Source organism: Ruegeria sp. AD9 (assembly GCF_056542305.1).
This window is the reverse complement of record NZ_JBQFZP010000013.1, coordinates 54,209-75,847: the sequence shown is the minus strand read 5'-3', so window position 1 is coordinate 75,847 and position 21,639 is coordinate 54,209. Positions and strand designations below refer to the sequence as shown.

Here is a 21,639-nt window from a genome sequence, read left to right as displayed (position 1 = left end):
CGTTGCCAAGCGGCCAAGATCAGGCATTCTGAGGCAAATAATATGAGCAGATATTTCAGACAGGACCCTATGATGCGATTGGCATTCATGCTGGCCATTACGGCCGTTGCGCTGATGTCTTGCGGGCGAGGCGGCCCGAAACCTCAGGCCGTCGAACCCGTTCCGGGCGTGGACAGGACAGCACCACTTGTGATCTACCCCGATTTTGGCGACGCGGATCCCCATGACTGGGAAGGGAGCCACCCCGGACAATACCCGATCCATGGCCTTGACGTGTCACGCTGGCAGGGGCCGATTGACTGGCGCACGGCCCGGGCATCAGGTGTCAGCTTTGTGTTTCTGAAAGCCACTGAAGGCGGTGACGTGGCAGATCCCCTGTTCGACGATCACCGCCGCGGCGCGCAGTCGGCCGGTGTGCCCTGGGGCGCCTATCACTATTATTATTTCTGCCGCTCGGCCCGGGAACAGGCCCGCTGGTTCATCCAGAACGTGCCCAAAGGGGCAGACCTGCCGCATGTGCTGGATATGGAATGGACGCCGCATTCCAAGACCTGTACGCTGCGCCCCGATGGCAGAACCGTCCGGGCCGAGGCGCAGCATTTTCTGGACATTCTCGAACGACATTATGGCCGCCGCCCGATCGTCTATACCACGGTGGATTTCTATGAAGACACCGATATCGGGCGCCTGCCCAAGACCGAGTTCTGGCTGAGATCGGTCGCAGGCCACCCACGCACTGTCTATCCCCGCGCGGTCTGGCGATTCTGGCAATATACCGGCACTGGTCTGGTGCCGGGCGTTCAGGGCCGGGTGGACATTAACACTTTCAATGGCACGCCAGACGTCTGGGCCAGATGGAAGGCCGGGGGTTAGGTCTTTGGTGCGCCGTAGGTTTCAATGGTGCCGCCGCTAACCAGATGGTCCAACCGGCGCTCACGCTCTTCCCCAAAGGCGTTGCGCACCCAGAACGATTCACCTGCGCTCAGTTCCCGGCGTTCGAAACCGCGCTCTTGCAGGCAGCGGTCCACCTGATCGATTTCGCCCTGCGTGCGCAGTTCGTCCTGGATCGGGGCGGTAATCGCTGGGCCGATGAGGATACCCCATAAAAGGATATTCGTTGCATATCCCCCGATGACGGCGCTGTTTCCGCCTTCGTCAGCTTCCAGAGAACAGGAATCGACCGCTACCCGCGCCGAATGCAGATTGTGACCGGCTTGCGTTGGAACGGACATCCCCAGTGGTTTGGTCGTACAGGCAGAGGCAACCAGAAAAGCGCCAAGCAATAACTTCTTCATAATGCAATTAGTCTTTCGTTTTAAGGCCCTGAAAACGCAGGGCTTTCAAACGTGCATATTTTGGAAGATGATCAACTGCAAATAGAATTCTGGCAAACACAGAACCTGCGGCATGTCTGCAACAATTCGGTCTGTCACTCAGACGAATCCGACCGGGATTTTGCATAGTCGGCCCAGATATCCGGGCGCCGCTCGCGGGTTATATCCTCAGCCATCTTGTGACGCCATTCGGCGATGCGGCCGTGGTGGCCCGACATCAGAACCTCGGGTATCGGGCGGCCTTTCCAATCTGCCGGGCGGGTGTATTGCGGATGTTCCAGCAGGCCCGAGGAAAAGCTTTCCTCTTCGGTCGAGGCCTGATTGCCCAGAACGCCGGGGATCAGGCGCACCGTGGCATCGATCAGGGCCTGCGCCGCAATCTCACCGCCGGTCATCACGAAATCCCCCAACGAGACCTCCTGCACACCGTAATGCTCCAGCACGCGCTCATCCACGCCTTCGAACCGGCCACACAACAGGGTCATGCCATCGCAGCGCGCAAGGGTCTGCATCATGCGCTGGTCCATGCGCCGCCCGCGCGGGCTGAGGTAAATCAGTGGCCAGTTGCCCTGAATGCCCGCCATGGTGTGCTCGATGGCTTCGCCCAACACATCGGGCCGCAAAACCATACCCGCGCCGCCCCCGGCAGGCGTGTCATCCACGTTGCGATGCCTGCCGACACCGAACTGCCGCAAGTCCACGGTTTCCAGCTGCCACAACCCCTCTTGCAGGGCCTTGCCGGTCAGGCTTTCTCCCAGAACGCCCGGAAAGGCAGTTGGAAACAGGGTGATGATCTTGGCCTTCCAGACGCCGTGCAGGTCCGGGGTGGGTGTCATCAGCTCACGCGGTTTCAGCGTGGCCCGGATCGCCTTGCGACCATGGGATTTGCCGGGTTTGTCAGTCATTTCTGGCGGGCCAGTTCATGTTGGGCGGTTCGAATCAGGGCCTTTTTCTGAGTGATCAACGCCGTTTCGTCCAGCGATGATCGGTTCAGGGCCAGCAGTTCCCTCAGGACGTCGTCGGACAGCTGAGGGCTTTCATGCGCGGGCTTCACTAGCCGCGCCGATTTCCCGGGTGGCAGGTCGAGAAATTCGGCAAATGGTGCGCCCAATCCAAGGTGGTGGCCTTTCAGCGCTTCCATCCACGCGGTCCGTACCGTGACAGTTGGCAACCGGTCCATAATCCGGTCCGCCGTGTCCTGTAGCGACGGCAGATGCGCAAGATCGGCGCAAAAGCTGTCCAGGTCCTGAACCATGCGCGACAGGTGAAGATCGTGGGCCCAAAGGCTGCGCAACCACGCATCGCGATTGCGCAACGACAGGTAGACGGTGATGTCGGTTTCTTCGCCCACCAGACGGCGGCGCAGCACGCTGACGACCGTTTCCGCCAGTTCGGGTGCGGCTCCGTATCCTTCGCTTTTGTTCCTGCTGGGGCGCAGGCCCAGAAAATTCTCTTCGCTCAGGATCAATCCCCGGCGTGCTCCGAAATCCAGACCGTCGAAAAACGTGTGCAGCTGACCGCCAAACCCTGCCAGCGTGTCATCCAGACGATAGATCGAATGGCGCGTGGCCGCTTCGTTCAACCCGGCCTTGCGGGTCTTATACGGAAGGACCAGCGCGAAATGCGGCCAGATCAGCTCGCGGTTTTCGTGCAGAAAGGACTGTGCTGCCGTCATGCCGGTCTTGTGAAAACCCAGATGCAGCAGAACACGTCGCATCAGATTAGGCCTTCGGGCGGGTCGGCCACGATGCGGCCCTGTTCCAGATCGACGGTTGGCACCACCTGCATCGTGAACGGCAGCAGAACCGTCGCCTTCAGGCCCGGCCCGTGTAGTTCCAGCAGGTCCGTGGCCCCGTGGTTCTGCACGGATTTGACCTTGCCCAGCAGGGTGCCGCCGGTGTCATAGACCTCAAGCCCAATCAGGTCTGTGTGGTAGAACTCGTCATCGGGCAACGAGGGCAACTGATCGCGCCGCGCAAACAGGCGCAAACCGTTCAGGGCATCCGCCTGTTCCTTGGTTTCGACGCCGCCAAGACGGGCGGCAAAACCGTTCTTGATCGTACGCGTCAGAACCACTGGATAGCGTTCCTTGCCGGATTCATCCGTCAGCGGCGAATACGCCTCGATATCTTCGGGAACGGCGCAGAAGCTTTTCAGGCGCACTTCACCGCGTACACCATAAGACCCCGCGACGCTGCCGACGCAGATCAGATCACTCATTGGCAGCCCCCGTCGTCAAACAGATCCCGTTTCTCCATTCGCCAAGCCCGTTGCAGGCTTCGCGCTGATTGTTGCGCTCAAAGAACACGCCCACAATAAAGGCGATCAGCAGCAGAATGGGAAGGCGTATCAATCCGAACATTTGGCGCTACCTTGTTTCGATCTTCAGGCTGTCGGCCCGGTTTTCCCAGCCAACCTGTTCAAGTTCGGGGGTGTCAGATATCTGTTCCGGCCATCCGACACAGAAATACCCGATCAGACGCCAGTTGTCCGGTACATCCAAATCGCGCGCCATCTGTTCGGGGTCCAGAATGGATACCCAGCCCAACCCCAGCCCCTCAGTCCGCAGTGCCAGCCAGAACAGGGTGATGGCAGAGACCACGGAATAGCGCCGCATCTCGGGCATCGAGCCCGCGCCAAGACCCATCCCCTTGTCGGTACTGTCGTCGCAGAAGACGGCCAGTTGCACCGGCGCTTCCTGCATCCCCGACAGTTTCAGGCGGCTGTAAAGCTGCGCCCTGTCGCCGGAATAGCCCGCCAGGGCATCATCATTGGCGGTTTGGAAATTCCTTAGCGCCGCAGCCCGGGCCGCTGCGCTATCGACGCGGATCACGCGCCAGGGTTCGCTTAGCCCCACGGATGGGGCCAGCCGAAACGCGTCGAGGCAGCGCGCAAGCACTGCCTCGTCTACCGCGTCGCCGCGGAACCGGCGCACATCGCGCCGGAGCCGCAACAACAGATCGAACTGCGTGCGAAATGCGTCAGTAAAGGTCTGATCCCGCACGCTTCGGCCTGCTTATTCTTCTGCAGCCGCTTCTTCAACCGGTGCAGCAGCCGCTTCGGCAGCTTCCGCAGCCTTTGCAGCTTTCTCTTCCGCGCGTTCCTGAGCTTTCTTGCCCGGGGTGCCCTTGTTGGGGTTGTTGCGCTCGGCCTTGTCACGGGTGCCGGCTGCTTCCAGCATACGCGCGATACGGTCGGTGGGCTGGGCGCCCTGATCCAGCCAGTGCTGAACGCGTTCCATGTCCATTTTCACACGCTCTTCGCTGTCTTTCGGCAGCAGCGGGTTGTAGGTGCCCAGTTTCTCGATGAAACGGCCGTCGCGCGGCATCCGGCTGTCAGCCGCCACGATGCGGTAAAAAGGACGTTTTTTCGAGCCTGCGCGGGCGAGACGAATTTTCATTGCCATGGTGGTATCTCCTTTGAATGGCATCACGCCGGAGGCGTGTATTTGATTGGCCGGTGTGTTTTCCGGTTAATTCTGATGGTTGCTGAACCTCTGGTTCACCCTTGGTGTTTCCTGTGGTGTCGGATGACTTCCTGAATGATGAAATTCAGAAAAGCCTTGGCGAAATCGGGGTCCAGATCGGCCTCTTTCGCCAGGTCTTCAAGCCGTGCGATCTGCGTGGCCTCACGCGAGGGATCGGACGGGGGAAGGTTGTGTTCGGCCTTGAGCTTGCCAACGGCCTGTGTGTGTTTGAACCGCTCGCCCAGCGTATAGACAAGGATCGCATCCAGCCGGTCGATGCTTTCGCGATGCTCTTTCAGCAATGCAGCCGCGCGTGTCACGGGGTTGTTCATTGGCCGGTCCTTTCGGGTGTCGAAACGTCAATCTTGGGGTGCCGCCACACCTGGCAGGGCTGGCCCAGCAGTTCGGCATTGTCACGCTCCAGCGTTGCGCCCAACCGTTCGGCCAAAGCGCGCGAGCGATCGTTTTCGTGGGCGATGTACGAAATCACCCCGTTCAGGCCCTGATGCCGCGCCGCATAGGACCGGGCGGCAAGCGCCGCCTCATAGGCAAAACCTTTACCTTCGAAATCTTCCATCACGGTCCAGCCCAGTTCAGGCTCGTCCCAGCCGGGGGCGTCAATCAGGCCGACGCCGCCAGCGAACCGACCGCTGGATTTCTCGGTCAGGTGCCAGAGGCCAAATCCTTTCAACGCCCAGTGCCCAAGGCGTCTGGCCAACATGCCCCAGCTTTCCAGCGCGTCCCGGGGTCCGCCCACCAAATGGCTGCGCTCGGTCGCAAAGAATGCGGTCAGCGCAGGCAGATCATCCAGATGCGGCGCGCGCAGGATCAGGCGTTCGGTTTCAACGGTGGGGATGGTGAACGCGGTCATGCGTAGGCCTCCATCCCGCCATTCACCAGATCCGCAGGCGCGGGGTGACGCCAGATTTCGGACCTGCCGAATTTGGGGTGGTCATAGTGATACTCGAACTGCGCGCCCAGCCGTTTCGCCACGGCCTTGCTGGCAAGATTGTCCAGATCAATCAGCGAGATCGCCGTCTCCCACCCCAGAACATCATACGCATAGGAACGTGCGGCGAGTGCTGCCTCGGTCGCGTAACCCTTGCCGGTGGCGTGGTTCATCAGTGTCCAGCCGATTTCGGGTTCGGGCCAGCCTTCGGGGCACCAAAGCCCGATCCGCCCGACATAAGTGCCCGAGGCTTTTTCCTCGGCACTCCAGAACCCGTAACCGCGCAGGGACCAGTGGCCCAGCAGCGAAGCGATCAGTCGCCAAACCTCATCCCGGCGCAGTGGTCCACCGACGAACTTCGCCGCATCGCTGGCAAAAAACGCGGTATCGGCGTCCAGATCAGCCTCGGACGGCGCGCGCAGGATCAGGCGCTCGGTTTCAAGTCGGGGGATATGTTGGGCGAAGGCGTTCATTACTTCTTCTTGCCAAACCCGCTCAGGCCCTGAGGCAGCCCAATGCCGCCGCCCAGACCAGGCAGACCACCGGGCATCCTGCCGCCCATCGCCTTGGCCGCCTGTTCCAGTGCCTTGGGGTCCATGCCAGCGGCCAAGTCTTCGGGGCTGGGGCCACCTTTACCGAACATGCCCTTCATGGCCTGTTTCAGCATCTTGCCTTTGCCCATCTTGCCCATCTTTTTCATCATGTCCGACATCTGCCGGTGCATCTTGAGCAGCTTGTTGAGGTCGCTGACCTCCATCCCCGAACCGGCTGCAATCCGTTTCTTGCGGCTGGCTTGCAGCAGCTGCGGGTTGGCGCGCTCCCGTTTGGTCATGGACTGGATCAAGGCGATCTGCTGGCGCAGGATCTTGTCGTCCAGACCCGCCTGATCCATCTGCTTGGCCATTTTGCCCATGCCCGGCATCATGCCCATCATGCCCTGCATGCCGCCCATCTGGATCATCTGTTCCAGCTGCATCTTCAGGTCATTCATGTTGAACTGACCTTTGACCATGCGCTTCATCATGCGCTCGGTCTGTTCCATCTCCATCGTTTCCTGGGCTTTTTCGACCAGGGCAACGATGTCGCCCATGCCCAGAATACGTCCGGCGATCCGGTCCGGCTCGAAGGTCTCCAGCGCGTCCATCTTCTCGCCCAGACCGACAAAGCGAATGGGCTTGCCAGTCACTGCGCGCATCGACAGCGCCGCACCGCCGCGCCCGTCGCCGTCCATCCGCGTCAGGACCACGCCCGAGATGCCGACCTTGGCGTCGAATTCTTCGGCCACCTCAACGGCGACCTGACCGGTCAGGCCGTCAACCACCAGCAGGGTCTCGCGCGGGTCGACCGCGTTGCGGACCTGCTCGACCTCGTCCATCAGCACTTCGTCGATATGCAGGCGACCGGCGGTATCCAGCATGTAGACGTCATAGCCGCCCAATGTGGCCTGTTGCTTGGCGCGCTTGGCGATGTCGACGGGTTTCTGGCCCGGTACAATCGGCAGCGTATCAACACCGACCTGCGCGCCCAGAACCGCCAGCTGGTCCATCGCCGCCGGGCGATAAACGTCGAGCGAGGCCATCAGGACCTTCTTGCCCTCTTTCTCTTTGAGGCGCTTGGCCAGTTTACCGGTGGTGGTGGTCTTACCCGAACCCTGCAAACCGACCATCAGGATCGGGGCAGGCGGGTTGTCGATCTTCAGCTTGCCGGGGTCTTCCTCGCCACGCAGGGTATCGACCAGCGCGTCATGCACGATCTTGACGACCTGCTGACCGGGGGTGATCGACTTGGTCACCGCCTGACCGGTCGCCTGGTCCTGCACCTTCTTTACGAATTCACGCGCCACCGGCAGCGAGACGTCGGCCTCAAGCAGGGCAACACGGACCTCGCGCAGGGCGGTCTTGACGTCTTCTTCAGACAGAGCACCCTGTTTGGTCAGCCGGTCAAAGACGCCGGAAAGGCGTTCGGATAGATTTTCAAACATGCCTTCGGCCTCCTTAGCCGGTTATCTGATGGCGCGTCCTAGATAGGATGCGTCGGTTAAATGCACAAACGCCCCCACGGGCGAAACTCGCTGGTGGGGGGCGATCCCTGAACGACTCAAGGGACCGGAAGATCAAGACGCTTCCGGATGTTTGGTGGTCATCTACGCCTCTGGGCGCTGCGAGTCAAGGCAAACGCTTTGAGCATCTGGCCACTTTCGTGTAGCGTCCAAAGGTCGGGGTCAGTTTTGGAGTTTGGTCATGAGTCAACCATTGCCGCAGCGCACCAAGGATTATGTCGGTGAAGTCACGAATACCGATATCTGGTCCGACTTCGTAATCCGTCCCGACGACATCTTTGTCTGCACGCCTCCCAAATGCGGCACCACGTGGACGCAGACGCTGGTACGAATGCTGATCACCAAAACCGCGGATCCAGTCGTGTACAACAACGCGGTCTCACCCTGGCTGGATTGCGGGTTCAGAGATCGTGAGGAGCAGGACAGAATACTTGCCGCACAGACGCACAGACGGTGCATCAAGACTCACACACCTTTGGACGGGATCACCTATTCCCCGGATGCGACCTATCTGGTGGTGCATCGTCATCCGGTTGACGTGCATTTCTCGCTGCGCCGCCATGTGGAAAACATGAAAGACGACTGGCTGGACTACCTGTTTCCCGATGATCTGTCCGAAGCCTTCGCGATGTTCCTCGACCGGCCCGCCTCGTCAAAGGGCACTGACGATCTGACGCTGGCCTCATATGTCCACCATTACCGTTCATTCTGCGCTTTCCGGCATCTGCCAAACATCCATTTCCTGCATTACGCCGAACTCAGCCGCGATTTGCCGGGGCAGGTGGCGCGGATCGCAAACATCTTGGGGGCCGAGATCGCGCCAGAAATGATCGACGAAATCGCTGAGGCCGCAAGCTTTGGTTCAATGAAGGAAAACGCCCGGCGCGCTTCGCAGCAGCCCGGTTTCAAAAGCGCATTTCAGGATTACGCGCAGTTCTTCTCGTCCGGGACCAGCAACAAATGGGAGGGCAAGCTGACCACCGATGACATGGCCCGATACGACGCGCGCCTGTCCGAAATGGTGACACCGGCTGACCGAGCCTGGCTGGAGCATGGACAAGTCCTGTAATCGTCAGGCCTGTTCCTTCGTGTCTTGCTGCTGCGCGGGCAGCCATGCATTGACCGCGTCAACCAGTTTATGCGCGCCGCGCCCGTTCGAGAACGCATCGACAATCGGATGACGCCCTTCGCTCATTCCCTTGTCCAGCACCAGAACCGGGCGATACAGCGTCGAACTGCTGCTGTCGCTGCGGAAAGTCGAGCTTTCAACTTCGGCATGGGACAGGCTGGACAGCTGATGCTCGACCGCTTCATAGCCAAAGACAGACTGCCTGCGGATCAGAATGCGGTTCTTTGTGCGGTCCAGAATGACCTGAACCCGCCGCACGAAAACGCAGAACGCCCCGACACCTAGCCCGCCGCCGATTAGTGCAAAGAACAGCCCGAACCAGATATTCTCGCCGCCGTCACTGACCATGACCAGCCCTGCGCCGACAAAGGCCAGTATGAAAAAGACCAGCATGATTCCGATGAACCAGGGCGTGTCGGCAAGGATCAGTTGGGTCGGAGTGTTTCGTGTGACTTTCATGGCGGCACGCTAGCACCGTTTTCTGCTCTGCCCCAGCTTGAATTCGCCGCCATGTTGCGCGATGAGCGCTACAAACAGGAGGGCCCCATGGACGCATCATCCACATTTCAGGATACATTGCCGCTCAGTTCTGACGCGCTGTTGGCGCAGCTGGATGACTGGGGGCTGCCCTACCGCCTGCATACCCATGTTCCTTTGCGTACGGTCGAGGACTCCAAGGCCGTAGAAGGCCAGTTCATGGTGCCGGGCGAGAACGCGTTGCGGGTCAAGAACCTGTATCTGCGCGACAAGAAAAAGCGCAACTACCTGGTGACGCTGGAACAAAGCCGCGAGATTGACCTCAAGGCGCTGGGCGCAGAACTGGGTGTCGGCGCCCTGTCCTTTGGTTCGGCAGACCGGCTGTTGCAGAACCTTGGTATTCGCCCCGGCGCGGTCAGCCCGCTGGCGATGATCAACGGTGTGCAGAACAATGTGCAGTTCTTCATGGACGCCGCTGCCCAAGGGGCCGAGGTGATTTATATGCACCCGTTGGTCAATGACCGTACCGTTGTGATGAAACAATCCGACGTGATGGCGTTCTTCGATCGCATCGGTTGCACCGTTATGTGGCTGCCCTGATCACTCAAGCGCCAGTTTCAGCGCGGCGGCGACATGCGCGGCGGACGGGTTGATGAACAGGTGCCCATCGGCCTCGAATACCGGGTCATCCAGATGCTTTGGAAAGGCCAGCGGCAGCTCGGTACAGGCCAGCAGGATGGCGGTTCCGGGACGGGCATGTTTGTTGCAAAAGGCCAGCAGTCTTGCGCGGGCCGCATCAGAGGCACCACCGTAGAAATCACTGTCGATCATCGCCTGCATCTCGGAAATCTCGGGGTCGGGCAGCCGCGCATTCGCGGTGATGCCCTCGGCCGCCAGACGATCCGCATAGTTGGTGGCCTGCATTGTCACGGTTGTTCCCAGCACCAATGCGTTTGACACGCCTGTGCTGGCCGTGGCCTCTGCCGTTGCATCGAAAATGCTGAGGATGGGCATGGAAACACCCTGTCTGATCGCGTGCAGCCGCGCGTGCGGGGTGTTGGACGCTATGATGCCAAAATCGCATCCCGCGCGCTCCAGCGTCAGCAGCGCGTCGCGAAACACCGCATCAAACGCCGCCCAGCTGGCTTCGTCCCCGGCGACACCCCGCAGGGCGCGGGTCTTGGCCTGTGTGACGGACTCGATGGTCATGGCAGGGATCGGCAAGGGCGCGCCGTGGCCGCGCGCCGCAAAGTGACGCCCGGCACCCTCGGCAATGGCACGGTAATAGTCCACGGTCGAGGCCCAACCCACACCGCCCAGAATTCCGATCTTTTTCATGCGCGCCATCCGGTCCGCCAGTTCCATCTGACCAGCAGACTGGACGTTTCAGGGCTCAATGACCAGAGGCGATCAGGCCGCCAGTTCTGTCACCGCCTTTTTGGCGCTTTCCAGCGCGGCTTCGGGGTTCACCGCCATCTGATCCGCAGCGATGACCGCTACATCATGGATGCCGATAAAGCCCAGAACGTGACGCACATAGTTGGTGGCAAAGTCGATCTCGGATCCGACGGCAGTACCGCCCGACGCGATTGCCAGAATGGCGCGTTTCCCCTCCAGCAACCCTTTTGGGCCGTTCTCCGAATAGGAAAAGGTCAGGCCCGCGCGGGCGACCAGGTCGATCCAGGCCTTGAATGCAGCGGGGACCGAGAAGTTGTAGATCGGCAGGCCGATAACGATGGTATCGGCCTCTTGCAATTCGGTCACCAGCGCGTCCGAAAGGGCCAGCCGGTCGCGTTGCAGGTCGTCGCGCTGCTCGGCCGGAGTAAAGTTGGCGGCGATCCAGTCTTCGGTCAGCAGGGGCAGGGGGGTGGCCAGATCTCGGCGGATGATGCGGGCGGCACCCAACTGCCGGACAATGCGGTCAGACAGGTCGCGGGTGGTCGAACCCGCGCGGCGGGCAGAGGCGTCGATATGCAGGATGGTTTTAGCCATTTTTCGGGTCCTTTAGGTCAGGGAAATCTTGTTCTGATCCCAATATGGCTGTTGCGTTTGCGAACAAAACTCGGATACATCAACAGCTATTGTTGGAAATTGCACAGAACGGTGTGACGATGGACAATTGGGATGAGGTGCGGACCGCCTATCAGGTGGCGCGCATGGGAACCGTCAGCGGCGCGGCCGAGGTTCTGGGCGTGCACCACGCCACAGTGATCCGCCACATCGACGCGATCGAGGCCCGGTTGGGTGTCAAACTGTTCCAGCGCCACGCGCGGGGATATACCCCGACCGAAGCGGGCGACGATTTGCTGCGCGTGGCGCAGGCCACCGAAGACCAGTTCAACCAGCTTGTCGGCCGGATGAAGGGGCGCGGTGACGATGTATCGGGTGAACTGGTGGTGACGTCGCTGGGCTCCATCGCGCCATTGGTGGTGCCGACGCTGACCGAATTTCAAAAGATGCACCCCGAGCTGATCGTGCGCTACCTGACCGGAGACCGCCTGTTCCGGTTGGAATATGGCGAAGCGCATGTTGCGATCCGTGCGGGATCGGCCCCGGATCAGCCCGACAACGTTGTGCAACCCTTCCGGCAGGAAGAAGTCGGCCTCTATGCCAGCACCTCTTATATCGAACGGCACGGCAAACCTTCGGGCATCGAGGATTTCGGGTACCACCACTTCGTCAGCTCTGACGATGAAGGCAGCCGCGCGCCGTTCACCCGGTGGCTGCGCAACACGGTATCCGCCGACCGCATTACCTTTCGCTGCACCAACAATTTCTGTATGCGCGAGGCCGTTCTGGCTGGGGCCGGTATCGGCTTCATGGCCCGTTGGGAGGCCGCCCGTCATGAAAGTCTGGTCGAAGTGATCGACCCGCTTCCGGAATGGTTCGGCAACCTGTGGCTGGTGACCCATGTGGACCTGCACCGAACCACCAAGGTGCAAACGTTCCTGAGTTTTCTGAAAGAGGCCTCCAAAGGCTGGTGCCCATGAATCCGCAGATGCGCGGCCATCTGGCCATGCTGACTTTTTCGGCACTTGTTGCAGGCAGTTTCTCGCTTGGGTCGATGATTGCCAACGAAATTGCCCCTGCTGCCTTGAATGCGGTGCGCTTTGCCTTCGCGGCTGTGGTGATTGGTGTGGCGGCCTTGGCAACAACCGGTCTGCCCCGCAGTGCCGCGCAGGCGCCCTGGCGGTATCTGGTGCTGGGCGGGTTGTTCGCCACCTACTTTGTCCTGATGTTTTACGGGCTGCAAACCGCCCCGCCGGTCAGCGCTGCCGCGGTTTTCACCCTGACCCCCGTTGTCTCGGCCATTGCGGGCTGGGTCCTGCTGCGCCAGATCACCACGCCGCGCATGGCAATAGCCCTGTCCATCGGTGCGATTGGGGCGCTGTGGGTGATCTTTCGGGCCGACTGGCAGATGTTCCGCGCCTTCCAGATCGGCGAGGGCGAGGTTATCTATTTCTGGGGATGCGTCGCGCACGCGATTTACACCCCCATGATCCGCAGACTGAACTGCGGAGAACCTGCCGTCGTGTTCACGTTCGGTACGCTGGTTGCCGGGTGCCTGTTATTGGTCCTGTTCGGCTGGTCTGACCTGAAGGCAACCGATTGGGCAGCTCTTCCCGCCATCGTCTGGATCGGGTTGTTCTATATCTCGTTCTTCGCAACAGCGGCCAGTTTCGTTCTGGTGCAATTCTCCTCGCTCCGGCTGCCGTCGGCCAAGGTCATGGCCTATACCTATCTGGTGCCAAGCTGGGTGATCCTGTGGGAAATCGCGCTGGGCAAACCTGTCCCGACGGGATTGATCCTGGGCGGTGTGGCGCTGACGGTCATTGCGCTGCTGATGCTGCTGAAAGAAGAGGCCCCGCGCTCCATTCCCCAACGCCGGGCAGCTGAGTAACGCCGCTCCCGGTCTGAAACCGGTACAGATTGCCCACGAATTCCAAAAGCAGAATCTGTTGAGCCAGATCAAGGCAGGCCCTTGGTCTCAGGACTACCTTGGAAGGCGGACAAAAGGAGGAGATTATGTTCAAACATATCATGCTGCCGATTGACCGCCACCTGCCGCCCGAGGTTCGCAAGGCCGCAGATGTCGCCGCGCAGGTGGCAAAATGGCAAGGCGCCAAGATCACTCTGGTCAGTGTCAGCGGGGCCCATATGGGTGCATCCTCGGAAACCGAGGCCGAGATAGACAAGCAACTGGCCGACTTCACCGAACAGCTTGTATCAGAAGGCGCGGGCGAGGTCGCGGTGCGCAAGATACACTCGGTTGATGTTGCTGCCGAAGTGGACAGCGACCTGACCCGCGCGGCGGAAGAGATTGGTGCAGACCTGATCATCGTGGGCACCCACGCGCCCCGGATCACCGACTACATCTTTTCCAGCCACGCCGGATATCTGGCCAAACATGCCAGCATGTCGGTTTTCGTCGTGCGCTAGGCCTCATCCGAGATCGGAAGCTCGACTTCCAGAAACCGTTCGAACGCATCCAGGTTGATGGGTTCGAACTGGCCGAACCCCTGCATCCAGACCGAAGCAGTGCGCAACGCGTCGGGTTCCAGCTTGCACCACTTCACCCGGCCGCGCTTTTCCTGTGATATCAGCCCGGCTTTAGTCAGGATGACCAGATGTTTCGAGATCGCCGCCAGCGACATCTCGAACGGCTCGGCGACATCCGTCACGGCCATATCGTCCTCCAGCAGCATCGCCAGAATGGCGCGGCGGGTGGGGTCGGCAAGGGCCGCGAACACGGTGTCGAGATCGTTGGACATGGGTCTTTCCTAATGGGCGAGAACCCGTTTGACAATTTACCCTATCACGTCACTGTGCAGCGGTGATGCACAAAGGGGGCGGCAATGGCGCTGAAATACTGGCTGGTGATCTGCGTCCTTGGCATCGGGTGGGGCATGTCTTTCATGTTCAACGCCATATTGTTGCGCGAACTTGGGCCGTTATCCGTATCGTTGGGACGGGTTGCATTTGGGGCGCTGGGCTGTTGGATCTATGTGATTGCCGCCCGTATGCCGGTTCACCTGACACTCGGGCGCGCCATTGGACTGCTGGGGTTCGGGGCGCTCAGCTATGCTGCACCATTTGCGTTCTATGCGCTTGGGCAGCAGCATATCGCGTCCGGCGTGGCAGGGATCGTGAATGCGACAACACCGGCCTTTGCCGTTATCGTTTCGCATTTCTGGCCGGGAAGCGAGCGTGCGACGCTGTTGAAATCCCTTGGCGTCGTGTGCGGCTTCATTGGGATTGTCGTGTTGTCCGTCCCGATTTTGCACAATGGCGAAACATCTCAGTTCTGGGCGGTTCTGCTGACCCTGTGCGCACCCATATGTTACGCGTTTTCTGTCAACATTGCGCGGGCCTTCCGCGACATGCAGCCGGTGGTGCTGGTCGCCCTGGCACTGACCGGGGCGGCCTTGGCAATTTTACCCTTGGCACTTTGGCGTGAAGGCCTGCCGATGATCGAGCGCACTGAAACATGGCTTTCGTTGTTGATGATCGGATTTGTGCTGACCTCGGCCGCTTTCATTGCCTTCTACTGGTTGCTGCCCAGAGTCGGGCCAACCAACATTTCGACCGTCACGCTGATCGCACCGGTTTCCGCCCTGATACTTGGAACCTGGGTTTTGGGGGAAACTCTGCAACCCGAACATTTGATGGGCATGGCGGCGATTTTTGCCGGGCTCTTGCTGATCGACGGACGCCTTGTTCGACGCCTGTGGCCGCAGCTAGCGCGCAAAGATCAACCAAAAGGTTGAATATGGGTTTTGGGGCGATTACTGCCGCTCAGGCCAAAGGCAGGCAATTCGATCGGGCGAGCAAGCCAAAAATAACAGTTTAAAAACAATTTATTAGCCTGCGTCATTTCACACCATCAACGCCGTTGACTCTGCGCCTTTCGCGCCTTAGCACCATGCGCAAGACAGCGCGAGGATTCCGTCCGTGACCGATGACGACCAAAAGCAGCGTATGGCGCAGCTTGAGGCCAAGATCGAGGCGGCGAAAAAGGCCAGAAAGCCGGCTGCCCGCGCTGACAGTGACATATCCGGGGGCGAGCTTGCCTGGAGGATGGTCATCGAAATGGTTTCCGGTCTTGGGATCGGATTTGGCATCGGATACGGGCTGGACAGCCTGCTCGGGACGATCCCGATCTTTCTGGTGCTGTTCACATTGCTGGGCCTTGTCGCGGGCGTGAAGGTTATGCTCCGCAGCGCGCAAGAGGTTCAAGATAAACAAGCGGCCGATATGCAGGCCGAAAAGGACGAGAGGGACTGAACGTGGCAAGCGAGACCACCGCAGCACACGGCGCCGAAGGCGCAGACCACGCAGCAGAAGCCAGCAGCCTGGTGTTTCACCCGATGGACCAGTTCATCGTCAAGCCGCTGTTCGGTGGCGAGATTGCCTGGTACACGCCCACCAACGTGACCCTGTGGCTGTTCCTGGCCATCGTGGCGATCTTTGGCCTGCTGGTTCTCAGCACGTCAAAGCGCGCCATCGTCCCGACCCGGATGCAGTCGATTGCGGAACTGGCCTATGGCTTCATCTACAAGATGCTGGAAGACATCTGCGGCAAGGACGGCGTCAAGTTCTTCCCCTATGTCATGACCCTGTTCATGTTCATTGTGACCGCGAACTTCCTGGGTCTGATCCCAACCTCGTTCACCACCACATCGCATTTCGCCGTGACAATCCCGCTGGCGCTGGCCGTGTTCCTGACCGTGACCATTCTGGGTTTCGTCAAGAACGGTGCCGCGTTCCTGGGCCTGTTCTGGGTCTCCAGCGCGCCGCTGGCGCTGCGCCCGATCCTGGCGATCATCGAGCTGATCTCGTACTTCGTACGCCCCGTCAGCCACTCCATTCGTCTTGCCGGTAACGTCATGGCAGGCCACGCGGTGATCAAGGTGTTTGCAGGCTTTGCCGCAATTTCCCTGATTTCGCCTGTGTCAGTTCTGGCGATCACCGCAATGTATGGTCTCGAGGTCCTTGTGGCCTTCATTCAGGCCTACGTATTCACCATTCTGACCTGTGTTTATCTGAAAGATGCGCTGCATCCTTCGCACTAAGGTCCGACAACCCAACATCGAAACTTCCAATTCGTAAGGAGAAACATCATGGAAGGCGATCTCGCACACATCGGCGCAGGCCTGGCAGCAATCGGTTCCGGCGCAGCCGCAATCGGGGTGGGCAACGTTGCAGGCAACTTCCTTGCCGGCGCCCTGCGCAACCCTTCGGCGGCTGCTTCGCAGACCGCAACCCTGTTCATCGGTATCGCATTCGCAGAAGCCCTGGGGATCTTCGCATTCCTGGTCTCGCTGCTGCTGATGTTCGCCGTCTAATCTGCGGAACCTGATCCTTACGCGCAGGTGGGTCCAAGCCATAGCGGCCCACCTGTTGTAAAGACAACGTTCCGACGGAGGACATCATGGCGACTGAACCCATTAGCGAAGAAGTAGTTGGCGCGTGCGTCGACTCGCATGGCTCTGCCATCGGGATGCCGCAGCTCTGCTTCGATTGGTTCCCCAACCAGATTTTCTGGCTGGTCATTACGCTGGTCGTCATCTTTCTGGTCCTGTCTCGCGTGGCTCTGCCCCGCATCGCGGCAATCCTGGCCGAGCGCCGGGGGACCATTACAAATGACCTGGCTGCGGCCGAAGATCTGAAGGCCAAAGCGGTCGAGGCCGAAGAGGCCTATAACAAGGCGCTGGCCGATGCCCGTGCCGAAGCGCAGCGTATCGCGGCCGAAGCCCGTGCTGAAATCCAGGCTGGTCTGGATGACGCGATTGCCAGGGCGGATGCGGAAATCGCTGCAAAGGCGGCTGAATCGGAAAAGGCAATTGCCGAAATCCGTGCCGGTGCGCTGGAAAGCATTCAAGTGGTCGCCAAGGATACGGCGGCTGAACTGGTCACCGCGCTGGGCGGCGAGGCGGATGCCAAAGCCATCGACAGTGCCATTGGCACGCAGATGAAAGGATAAGTGACATGCGGAACACTCTTGCCCTTATCCTGATCGTTGGTGCCGCCAGCCCCGCGCTGGCTGCAAGCGGCCCGTTCTTCTCGCTTGGCAACACCGACTTTGTGGTCCTTCTGGGCTTCATCGTTTTCATCGCGGTCCTGTTCTACTTCAAGGTGCCGGGCATGATCGGCGGTGCGCTGGACAACCGTGCCGAAGGCATCAAGGCCGAGCTGGACGAAGCCCGCGCCCTGCATGAAGAAGCACGCAGCCTGCTGGCCTCGTACGAGCGCAAGCAGCGTGAAGTGCAGGCACAGGCTGATGCGATTGTCGAGGCGGCCAAACAGGACGCGGCTCTGGCTGCGGACCAGGCGAAGGTCGATCTCGAAAAGTCGATCGAACGCCGTCTGGCTGCTGCGCAGGACCAGATTGCCTCGGCCGAAGCCTCGGCTGTGAAAGACGTGCGCGATCAGGCCGTTTCGGTTGCGATTGCCGCTGCCGGCTCGGTTCTGGCCAAGCAGATGACAGCCGCGCAGGCGAACAAGCTGATCGAGGTCTCGATCGCAGATGTGGGCGCCAAGCTGCACTGACGGGGACACCGACAGGTAAAAAACGCAGATGACCCGAGAGCATTGCGCTGTCGGGTCTTTTGTTTTGGGGGCGGGGCTGATTGTATTGACCGGAACATCACCCGGATTCTGTACCCTTCTGAGGGTCTGAAGGTCCCCTTCGGGATCGACGGGTGCAAAAAGAACAGGGAAAGACGGGCCGTGGCAGGCGAAAACGTTTCGATGAATATTGTTGGGGTGGTCAGAAACGGCGGGGCCGCGCTGATCGAAAGCATCAACAGGATCGAAGACCTGACCACCCGCTTGCACCGCTATTCCGTGACCATTGCGACAAACGACAACACCGATCGTACGGATCGGGTTCTGTCCGAATTCGCGCGCCGCGACCCGAATGTGGACCTTGTCCGCATGGACGGTCTGGCGTCCAGACTGCCAGACCGGGTCGAGCGCATCACGGCGGCCAGAAACGCTGTCCTCAACAGGCTGGAAGAACGCGACAGCGGTCACGACCTGACCTTGGTGCTGGATCTGAACGGGCCGAATGTCTGTCTGGACGCTCAGACGGTTCTGACGGCCGCACAACGTTCCGTACCACGCTGGGAAGGTGTCTTCGCCAATTCCAAACCGGCCTATTACGATATCTATGCCCTGCGCTGCGCAGGCTGGTGCGACGAAGACGTCTGGCAAAGAATTCGGACAACGCGCAAGCCCCTGTTCGGGCGCCGCAAATGGCGGAAAGTTCTGCTGAAATCAGCGGTTTTCGACCGCCAGTATCACATTCCGTCCGATATGCCCCTGATACCGGTCGATAGCGCCTTTGGCGGCGCAGGATTGTACAAGACACGCGCCCTGCGTGGCCTGCGCTATTCCTGCCGGGATGAAAAGGGCGACCTCGTGTGCGAACATGTGATGCTGCATAAACACCTCAGGGACCGGGGCGCGCGGCTGTTCATCGACCCGGCCCTGACAACCATCGCCCCGAATGACGATCTGGGCGAAGGCAGTGGCACACCCTTCCCGTCACACCTGATCCAGGCCGAGACCGGGGCCGCCTGAGCTCCGCTCCCGGAAGGCCTTCGGAAAGCGCTAGGCCTGACGGGTTTCGTGCTGCAACCTTTGCTGCGCAACGGCCTCGTTCCGCTCTGCCTTCTGCTGATCGATCATGCAGCGCTCGACAAAGCTCAAATGCGTTTCGACGGCCTGACGTGCGGCTGCCGGATCGCGGGCCTGAAGGGCTGCGTTGATAGTGCTGTGCTGGTCCAGAATGGCCTCGCGGGTCGCGCGCTGCCGGAACATTGTCCGTCGGTTATAGAACACTCCCTGCACCAGCAGGTCATACATTGACCGCATCATGTGCAGCATCACCACATTGTGGCTGGCTTCGATGATGGCCATGTGAAACTCGGCATCCAGCTGCGCCTCTTGGTCCGCGGCGTTCCGGTCATGGGCCGCCCGCATCTTGTCATAGATCGCCTGAACAACCTTCAGGTCGCTCTCTGATCCCAGCCGCGCGGCCCGTTCTGCCGCCAGCCCCTCCATGTCGCGGCGAAAGGACAGGTAATCGAATACGGCCTCGTCATGGCTGCTGAATAACCGGATCAGTGCTGGCGAAAAGGCCGACCCCAAAACCTCGGCCACATAGATCCCGGACCCGGCTTTTGTTGTCAGCAACCCCTGTTCCTGAAGCTCGGACACCGCATCGCGCAGGGACGGGCGCGACACGCCCATCCGTTCGGCCAACTCACGCTCGGGCGGCAGACGCTCACCGGGGCGCAGGATGCCGCGCAGGATCAACAGCTCGATCTGGCGAACGACCGCAAGCGACAGTTTTTCCGTCTGAACTTTCTGAAAAGGCATGGTTCGTTCCGAAATTGGTCAACTCATTTGACCATGGACAGGGGGGCTGTTCAAGAATACCCGGTCAAATCCGCTGAAATATTAGGTCAGAAGTGTTGACTTTAATTTGATAAAGCATAGGCTGCGCCGAAATGAGATCGGAGGAGCCTCATGTCCCAACACCCTTTGTTTGCCACCCGGGCCTCCCGGATGAAGGCGTCAGAAATCCGCGAGCTGCTGAAACTGCTCGATCAGCCCGGTATCATTTCGTTTGCCGGTGGCATTCCGGACCCCGCGCTTTTCCCGGCTGAGGCTTTCGCGCAGGCGTTTCAGCAGGCATTGGGGCCGGACATGCAGGCGCAGGCGCTGCAGTATTCGGTCAGCGAAGGCTATGCGCCCCTGCGCCGGTGGCTGGTGCAGCACATGCGCGAGATCGGGGTGGAATGTGATATGGATAACGTCCTGATCACCTCGGGCTCGCAGCAGGCGCTGGATTATCTGGGCAAGCTGTTCCTGTCCCCCGGCGACACGGCCTTGGTCGGGTGGCCCACCTATCTGGGCGCTCTTGCCGCGTTCAACGCATATGAGCCGCGCTTTGACCGGCTCAATGGCAACAAGGGGGCCGATGAATTCAGGGCTGCGGCAGGGAATGGCGCCGTGAAATTCGCCTATCTGTCGCCCGATTTTGCCAACCCGACAGGCGAAACCCTGACTCGCCCTGGCCGTGAGGCCTTGCTGGACCTGACCGACGAACTGGACTGCGCGTTGATCGAAGACGGTGCCTATCAGGCGCTGCGCTATGACGGTGATCCGATCCCGCCGATCCTGGCTCTGGAACAGGCGCGCAAGGGGTCGATCGAAAACTGCCGGACGATATACTGTGGCAGCTTCTCGAAAACCCTGTCACCGGGTCTGCGCATGGGGTGGGTGGTTGCGGCCAAGCCGATCATCTCGCAGATGGTTCTGCTGAAACAGGCGGCGGATCTGCATTCGGCGACCATCAACCAGATGGCCGTGCATCAGGTCGCGGAAGCGTGCTTTGACACCCATATCCCGAAAGTGCGCGACACTTACCGCGCGCGCCGTGATGCGATGCTGGATGCGCTGCAACAGCACATGCCCGACGGGGTGGCGTGGACGCGCCCCGAAGGCGGTATGTTCGTCTGGGTGACACTCCCGGCGGGGATCAGCGGGTCTGACCTGCTGGCGCATGCGCTGGATACGGTGAAAGTGGCCTTTGTGCCGGGGCAGGCGTTTTTCCCAGACGGCAGCGGGGCAAACACGATCCGGCTCAGCTTCTCGAACTCGGACGAGGCGACGATCCGCGAAGGCATCCGCCGGTTGGGCGAGGTTCTGCGGGCCTGACGTCCGGAAATGTTCTGTTAACCAATATGCTGCAACTCTGCGGCATGATCCGGTTTCTCGCACCTCTTCTGCTGGCCGCCTGCGCCGCCGGGACCCCGCATTTCCGCGACGTTCCTGCCACCCGCGTGGCGGTGAACGGCAGTGTGTTCGACGTGCGCGTGCGCGGCGATCTGGCCGAGGCGGTGCGGATCAACGCGCAATACGCCCCGCGGCTTGGCCCTGTTCGGGATCGCGCCGCGCTGGCCATGGCGCAGGTTTCGGGCTGCCCGATCCTCGACGTGCTGGGCGACGCGGCTGTCACGGTTGGTGTTCTGGGTTGTGACCGCGAAGCGGGGGAACGGCTGCTGCTGACTGCCGTCTCGACGCCCAGATATGAATGTATCGACTATGGTATCTACGAAAATGTCGGAGGCGACAGCGGCTATCAGGTCTTTGAGTGCAGCCCATACTGACATACGCGTGTTCCTGCGCATTTCGGCAAGATGTTGTGGATAA

At 60.4% G+C, this 21,639-nt stretch carries 31 protein-coding genes; 15 read left to right on the top strand and 16 right to left on the bottom strand.

Annotation, left to right across the window (positions count from 1 at the left end; translation table 11 throughout):
- The first annotated feature begins 72 nt into the window (after positions 1 to 72).
- Positions 73 to 873: a glycoside hydrolase family 25 protein gene (locus tag ACR0AM_RS16805; RefSeq protein WP_480473934.1), complete on the top strand. Its 801-nt coding sequence runs from the start codon at positions 73 to 75 to the stop codon at positions 871 to 873.
- Here the strand turns inward: ACR0AM_RS16805 and ACR0AM_RS16800 are convergent.
- The 11 genes from ACR0AM_RS16800 to ffh form a co-directional block, all read right to left on the bottom strand.
- Complete coding sequence (locus ACR0AM_RS16800; protein WP_480473933.1) at positions 870 to 1,295, bottom strand: hypothetical protein; 426 nt, start codon at positions 1,293 to 1,295, stop codon at positions 870 to 872. The genes ACR0AM_RS16805 and ACR0AM_RS16800 overlap by 4 nt on opposite strands.
- A gap of 134 nt (positions 1,296 to 1,429) precedes the next feature.
- Positions 1,430 to 2,239: a tRNA (guanosine(37)-N1)-methyltransferase TrmD gene (gene trmD / locus ACR0AM_RS16795; protein WP_480623520.1), complete on the bottom strand. Its 810-nt coding sequence runs from the start codon at positions 2,237 to 2,239 to the stop codon at positions 1,430 to 1,432.
- On the bottom strand, positions 2,236 to 3,051 hold the full coding sequence (locus tag ACR0AM_RS16790; protein WP_480623519.1) for a hypothetical protein: 816 nt from the start codon (positions 3,049 to 3,051) through the stop codon (positions 2,236 to 2,238). Before ACR0AM_RS16790 ends, trmD begins: the two co-directional genes overlap by 4 nt.
- Positions 3,051 to 3,554, bottom strand: a complete 504-nt coding sequence (gene rimM / locus ACR0AM_RS16785) for a ribosome maturation factor RimM (RefSeq protein WP_480519415.1) — start codon at positions 3,552 to 3,554, stop codon at positions 3,051 to 3,053. The genes ACR0AM_RS16790 and rimM overlap by 1 nt, the downstream gene beginning before the upstream one ends.
- Positions 3,547 to 3,696 (bottom strand): hypothetical protein, encoded by a 150-nt coding sequence (locus ACR0AM_RS16780; RefSeq protein WP_162896811.1) that lies wholly within the window; start codon positions 3,694 to 3,696, stop codon positions 3,547 to 3,549. Before ACR0AM_RS16780 ends, rimM begins: the two co-directional genes overlap by 8 nt.
- 6 nt (positions 3,697 to 3,702) lie before the next feature.
- On the bottom strand, positions 3,703 to 4,338 hold the full coding sequence (bluB, locus tag ACR0AM_RS16775) for a 5,6-dimethylbenzimidazole synthase (RefSeq protein WP_480519417.1): 636 nt from the start codon (positions 4,336 to 4,338) through the stop codon (positions 3,703 to 3,705).
- A 12-nt stretch (positions 4,339 to 4,350) separates the two neighbouring features.
- Entirely contained in the window at positions 4,351 to 4,740 is a 390-nt protein-coding gene (rpsP, locus tag ACR0AM_RS16770; protein ID WP_480623518.1) for a 30S ribosomal protein S16, read from the bottom strand.
- A gap of 95 nt (positions 4,741 to 4,835) precedes the next feature.
- Positions 4,836 to 5,132, bottom strand: coding sequence for a chorismate mutase (locus ACR0AM_RS16765; RefSeq protein WP_209506121.1), 297 nt, complete (start codon positions 5,130 to 5,132; stop codon positions 4,836 to 4,838).
- Positions 5,129 to 5,671, bottom strand: coding sequence for a GNAT family N-acetyltransferase (locus tag ACR0AM_RS16760; protein WP_480473928.1), 543 nt, complete (start codon positions 5,669 to 5,671; stop codon positions 5,129 to 5,131). Before ACR0AM_RS16760 ends, ACR0AM_RS16765 begins: the two co-directional genes overlap by 4 nt.
- Complete coding sequence (locus ACR0AM_RS16755; RefSeq protein ID WP_480623517.1) at positions 5,668 to 6,222, bottom strand: GNAT family N-acetyltransferase; 555 nt, start codon at positions 6,220 to 6,222, stop codon at positions 5,668 to 5,670. The genes ACR0AM_RS16760 and ACR0AM_RS16755 overlap by 4 nt, the downstream gene beginning before the upstream one ends.
- Positions 6,222 to 7,730, bottom strand: a complete 1,509-nt coding sequence (ffh, locus tag ACR0AM_RS16750; protein ID WP_480494694.1) for a signal recognition particle protein — start codon at positions 7,728 to 7,730, stop codon at positions 6,222 to 6,224. Before ffh ends, ACR0AM_RS16755 begins: the two co-directional genes overlap by 1 nt.
- A gap of 259 nt (positions 7,731 to 7,989) precedes the next feature.
- Here ffh and ACR0AM_RS16745 point away from each other — a divergent pair, with 259 nt between their 5' ends.
- Positions 7,990 to 8,877: a sulfotransferase domain-containing protein gene (locus ACR0AM_RS16745; RefSeq protein WP_480623516.1), complete on the top strand. Its 888-nt coding sequence runs from the start codon at positions 7,990 to 7,992 to the stop codon at positions 8,875 to 8,877.
- Between the two features lie 3 nt (positions 8,878 to 8,880).
- On the opposite strand, the gene ACR0AM_RS16740 is transcribed toward ACR0AM_RS16745, so the two are convergent.
- The gene (locus ACR0AM_RS16740) at positions 8,881 to 9,396 is read right to left on the bottom strand and encodes a hypothetical protein (RefSeq protein ID WP_480623515.1); all 516 of its coding nucleotides are present in this window, start codon (positions 9,394 to 9,396) and stop codon (positions 8,881 to 8,883) included.
- A gap of 87 nt (positions 9,397 to 9,483) precedes the next feature.
- Here ACR0AM_RS16740 and ACR0AM_RS16735 point away from each other — a divergent pair, with 87 nt between their 5' ends.
- Positions 9,484 to 10,014 (top strand): prolyl-tRNA synthetase associated domain-containing protein, encoded by a 531-nt coding sequence (locus tag ACR0AM_RS16735; protein WP_480519429.1) that lies wholly within the window; start codon positions 9,484 to 9,486, stop codon positions 10,012 to 10,014.
- Here ACR0AM_RS16735 and ACR0AM_RS16730 read toward each other — a convergent pair whose 3' ends face one another.
- Positions 10,015 to 10,752, bottom strand: coding sequence for an aspartate/glutamate racemase family protein (locus ACR0AM_RS16730; protein WP_480538732.1), 738 nt, complete (start codon positions 10,750 to 10,752; stop codon positions 10,015 to 10,017).
- Positions 10,753 to 10,824: 72 nt separating this feature from the next.
- Positions 10,825 to 11,406 carry an FMN-dependent NADH-azoreductase gene (locus ACR0AM_RS16725; protein ID WP_480623514.1) on the bottom strand — a complete coding sequence of 194 codons (582 nt, stop codon included), beginning with the start codon at positions 11,404 to 11,406 and terminating at the stop codon, positions 10,825 to 10,827.
- A gap of 119 nt (positions 11,407 to 11,525) precedes the next feature.
- Between ACR0AM_RS16725 and ACR0AM_RS16720 the strand changes: the two genes are divergently transcribed.
- The 3 genes from ACR0AM_RS16720 to ACR0AM_RS16710 all read left to right on the top strand — a co-directional run bounded on the left by ACR0AM_RS16720 (position 11,526) and on the right by ACR0AM_RS16710 (position 13,854).
- On the top strand, positions 11,526 to 12,404 hold the full coding sequence (locus ACR0AM_RS16720) for a LysR family transcriptional regulator (protein WP_480623539.1): 879 nt from the start codon (positions 11,526 to 11,528) through the stop codon (positions 12,402 to 12,404).
- The gene (locus tag ACR0AM_RS16715) at positions 12,401 to 13,315 is read left to right on the top strand and encodes a DMT family transporter (protein WP_480623513.1); all 915 of its coding nucleotides are present in this window, start codon (positions 12,401 to 12,403) and stop codon (positions 13,313 to 13,315) included. The genes ACR0AM_RS16720 and ACR0AM_RS16715 overlap by 4 nt, the downstream gene beginning before the upstream one ends.
- A 125-nt stretch (positions 13,316 to 13,440) precedes the next feature.
- The gene (locus tag ACR0AM_RS16710) at positions 13,441 to 13,854 is read left to right on the top strand and encodes a universal stress protein (RefSeq protein WP_480473917.1); all 414 of its coding nucleotides are present in this window, start codon (positions 13,441 to 13,443) and stop codon (positions 13,852 to 13,854) included.
- Here ACR0AM_RS16710 and ACR0AM_RS16705 read toward each other — a convergent pair.
- Positions 13,851 to 14,186, bottom strand: a complete 336-nt coding sequence (locus tag ACR0AM_RS16705; RefSeq protein ID WP_480473915.1) for an ArsR/SmtB family transcription factor — start codon at positions 14,184 to 14,186, stop codon at positions 13,851 to 13,853. The two genes, ACR0AM_RS16710 and ACR0AM_RS16705, sit on opposite strands and share 4 nt — an antisense overlap.
- Before the next feature lie 84 nt (positions 14,187 to 14,270).
- On the opposite strand from ACR0AM_RS16705, the gene ACR0AM_RS16700 reads away from it, so the two are divergent.
- The 7 genes from ACR0AM_RS16700 (at position 14,271) to ACR0AM_RS16670 (ending at position 18,999) form a co-directional block, all read left to right on the top strand.
- Complete coding sequence (locus tag ACR0AM_RS16700) at positions 14,271 to 15,182, top strand: DMT family transporter (RefSeq protein ID WP_480494686.1); 912 nt, start codon at positions 14,271 to 14,273, stop codon at positions 15,180 to 15,182.
- Positions 15,183 to 15,366: 184 nt separating this feature from the next.
- Positions 15,367 to 15,699 carry an AtpZ/AtpI family protein gene (locus tag ACR0AM_RS16695; RefSeq protein WP_480473911.1) on the top strand — a complete coding sequence of 111 codons (333 nt, stop codon included), beginning with the start codon at positions 15,367 to 15,369 and terminating at the stop codon, positions 15,697 to 15,699.
- 2 nt (positions 15,700 to 15,701) lie between these two features.
- A complete protein-coding gene (locus ACR0AM_RS16690) occupies positions 15,702 to 16,487 on the top strand; it encodes a F0F1 ATP synthase subunit A (RefSeq protein ID WP_267366759.1) in 786 nt (261 codons plus the stop codon).
- Positions 16,488 to 16,535: 48 nt separating this feature from the next.
- Positions 16,536 to 16,760: a F0F1 ATP synthase subunit C gene (locus ACR0AM_RS16685; protein ID WP_005981269.1), complete on the top strand. Its 225-nt coding sequence runs from the start codon at positions 16,536 to 16,538 to the stop codon at positions 16,758 to 16,760.
- An 86-nt stretch (positions 16,761 to 16,846) separates the two neighbouring features.
- Positions 16,847 to 17,398, top strand: a complete 552-nt coding sequence (locus tag ACR0AM_RS16680) for a F0F1 ATP synthase subunit B' (RefSeq protein WP_480623512.1) — start codon at positions 16,847 to 16,849, stop codon at positions 17,396 to 17,398.
- A gap of 5 nt (positions 17,399 to 17,403) precedes the next feature.
- Positions 17,404 to 17,964: a F0F1 ATP synthase subunit B gene (locus ACR0AM_RS16675; RefSeq protein ID WP_480494680.1), complete on the top strand. Its 561-nt coding sequence runs from the start codon at positions 17,404 to 17,406 to the stop codon at positions 17,962 to 17,964.
- Positions 17,965 to 18,144: 180 nt separating this feature from the next.
- Positions 18,145 to 18,999, top strand: coding sequence for a hypothetical protein (locus tag ACR0AM_RS16670; protein ID WP_480623511.1), 855 nt, complete (start codon positions 18,145 to 18,147; stop codon positions 18,997 to 18,999).
- Positions 19,000 to 19,029: 30 nt separating this feature from the next.
- On the opposite strand, the gene ACR0AM_RS16665 is transcribed toward ACR0AM_RS16670, so the two are convergent.
- Positions 19,030 to 19,800 carry an FCD domain-containing protein gene (locus ACR0AM_RS16665; protein WP_267365974.1) on the bottom strand — a complete coding sequence of 257 codons (771 nt, stop codon included), beginning with the start codon at positions 19,798 to 19,800 and terminating at the stop codon, positions 19,030 to 19,032.
- A 150-nt stretch (positions 19,801 to 19,950) separates the two neighbouring features.
- On the opposite strand from ACR0AM_RS16665, the gene ACR0AM_RS16660 reads away from it, so the two are divergent.
- Positions 19,951 to 21,144, top strand: coding sequence for an aminotransferase-like domain-containing protein (locus tag ACR0AM_RS16660; RefSeq protein WP_480554740.1), 1,194 nt, complete (start codon positions 19,951 to 19,953; stop codon positions 21,142 to 21,144).
- Between the two features lie 26 nt (positions 21,145 to 21,170).
- Positions 21,171 to 21,596, top strand: coding sequence for a hypothetical protein (locus ACR0AM_RS16655; RefSeq protein WP_480494675.1), 426 nt, complete (start codon positions 21,171 to 21,173; stop codon positions 21,594 to 21,596).
- Positions 21,597 to 21,639: the final 43 nt, after the last annotated feature.

Bases quoted from the DNA above. Each gene is read 5' to 3' on its own strand.
- ACR0AM_RS16805 (WP_480473934.1), top strand. From the start codon at position 73: ATGCGATTGGCATTCATGCTGGCCATTACGGCCGTTGCGCTGATGTCT.
- ACR0AM_RS16800 (WP_480473933.1), bottom strand. From the start codon at position 1,295: ATGAAGAAGTTATTGCTTGGCGCTTTTCTGGTTGCCTCTGCCTGTACG.
- trmD (WP_480623520.1), bottom strand. From the start codon at position 2,239: ATGACTGACAAACCCGGCAAATCCCATGGTCGCAAGGCGATCCGGGCC.
- ACR0AM_RS16790 (WP_480623519.1), bottom strand. From the start codon at position 3,051: ATGCGACGTGTTCTGCTGCATCTGGGTTTTCACAAGACCGGCATGACG.
- rimM (WP_480519415.1), bottom strand. From the start codon at position 3,554: ATGAGTGATCTGATCTGCGTCGGCAGCGTCGCGGGGTCTTATGGTGTA.
- ACR0AM_RS16780 (WP_162896811.1), bottom strand. From the start codon at position 3,696: ATGTTCGGATTGATACGCCTTCCCATTCTGCTGCTGATCGCCTTTATT.
- rpsP (WP_480623518.1), bottom strand. From the start codon at position 4,740: ATGGCAATGAAAATTCGTCTCGCCCGCGCAGGCTCGAAAAAACGTCCT.
- ACR0AM_RS16765 (WP_209506121.1), bottom strand. From the start codon at position 5,132: ATGAACAACCCCGTGACACGCGCGGCTGCATTGCTGAAAGAGCATCGC.
- ACR0AM_RS16760 (WP_480473928.1), bottom strand. From the start codon at position 5,671: ATGACCGCGTTCACCATCCCCACCGTTGAAACCGAACGCCTGATCCTG.
- ACR0AM_RS16755 (WP_480623517.1), bottom strand. From the start codon at position 6,222: ATGAACGCCTTCGCCCAACATATCCCCCGACTTGAAACCGAGCGCCTG.
- ffh (WP_480494694.1), bottom strand. From the start codon at position 7,730: ATGTTTGAAAATCTATCCGAACGCCTTTCCGGCGTCTTTGACCGGCTG.
- ACR0AM_RS16745 (WP_480623516.1), top strand. From the start codon at position 7,990: ATGAGTCAACCATTGCCGCAGCGCACCAAGGATTATGTCGGTGAAGTC.
- ACR0AM_RS16740 (WP_480623515.1), bottom strand. From the start codon at position 9,396: ATGAAAGTCACACGAAACACTCCGACCCAACTGATCCTTGCCGACACG.
- ACR0AM_RS16735 (WP_480519429.1), top strand. From the start codon at position 9,484: ATGGACGCATCATCCACATTTCAGGATACATTGCCGCTCAGTTCTGAC.
- ACR0AM_RS16730 (WP_480538732.1), bottom strand. From the start codon at position 10,752: ATGAAAAAGATCGGAATTCTGGGCGGTGTGGGTTGGGCCTCGACCGTG.
- ACR0AM_RS16725 (WP_480623514.1), bottom strand. From the start codon at position 11,406: ATGGCTAAAACCATCCTGCATATCGACGCCTCTGCCCGCCGCGCGGGT.
- ACR0AM_RS16720 (WP_480623539.1), top strand. From the start codon at position 11,526: ATGGACAATTGGGATGAGGTGCGGACCGCCTATCAGGTGGCGCGCATG.
- ACR0AM_RS16715 (WP_480623513.1), top strand. From the start codon at position 12,401: ATGAATCCGCAGATGCGCGGCCATCTGGCCATGCTGACTTTTTCGGCA.
- ACR0AM_RS16710 (WP_480473917.1), top strand. From the start codon at position 13,441: ATGTTCAAACATATCATGCTGCCGATTGACCGCCACCTGCCGCCCGAG.
- ACR0AM_RS16705 (WP_480473915.1), bottom strand. From the start codon at position 14,186: ATGTCCAACGATCTCGACACCGTGTTCGCGGCCCTTGCCGACCCCACC.
- ACR0AM_RS16700 (WP_480494686.1), top strand. From the start codon at position 14,271: ATGGCGCTGAAATACTGGCTGGTGATCTGCGTCCTTGGCATCGGGTGG.
- ACR0AM_RS16685 (WP_005981269.1), top strand. From the start codon at position 16,536: ATGGAAGGCGATCTCGCACACATCGGCGCAGGCCTGGCAGCAATCGGT.
- ACR0AM_RS16680 (WP_480623512.1), top strand. From the start codon at position 16,847: ATGGCGACTGAACCCATTAGCGAAGAAGTAGTTGGCGCGTGCGTCGAC.
- ACR0AM_RS16675 (WP_480494680.1), top strand. From the start codon at position 17,404: ATGCGGAACACTCTTGCCCTTATCCTGATCGTTGGTGCCGCCAGCCCC.
- ACR0AM_RS16665 (WP_267365974.1), bottom strand. From the start codon at position 19,800: ATGCCTTTTCAGAAAGTTCAGACGGAAAAACTGTCGCTTGCGGTCGTT.
- ACR0AM_RS16660 (WP_480554740.1), top strand. From the start codon at position 19,951: ATGTCCCAACACCCTTTGTTTGCCACCCGGGCCTCCCGGATGAAGGCG.
- ACR0AM_RS16655 (WP_480494675.1), top strand. From the start codon at position 21,171: ATGCTGCAACTCTGCGGCATGATCCGGTTTCTCGCACCTCTTCTGCTG.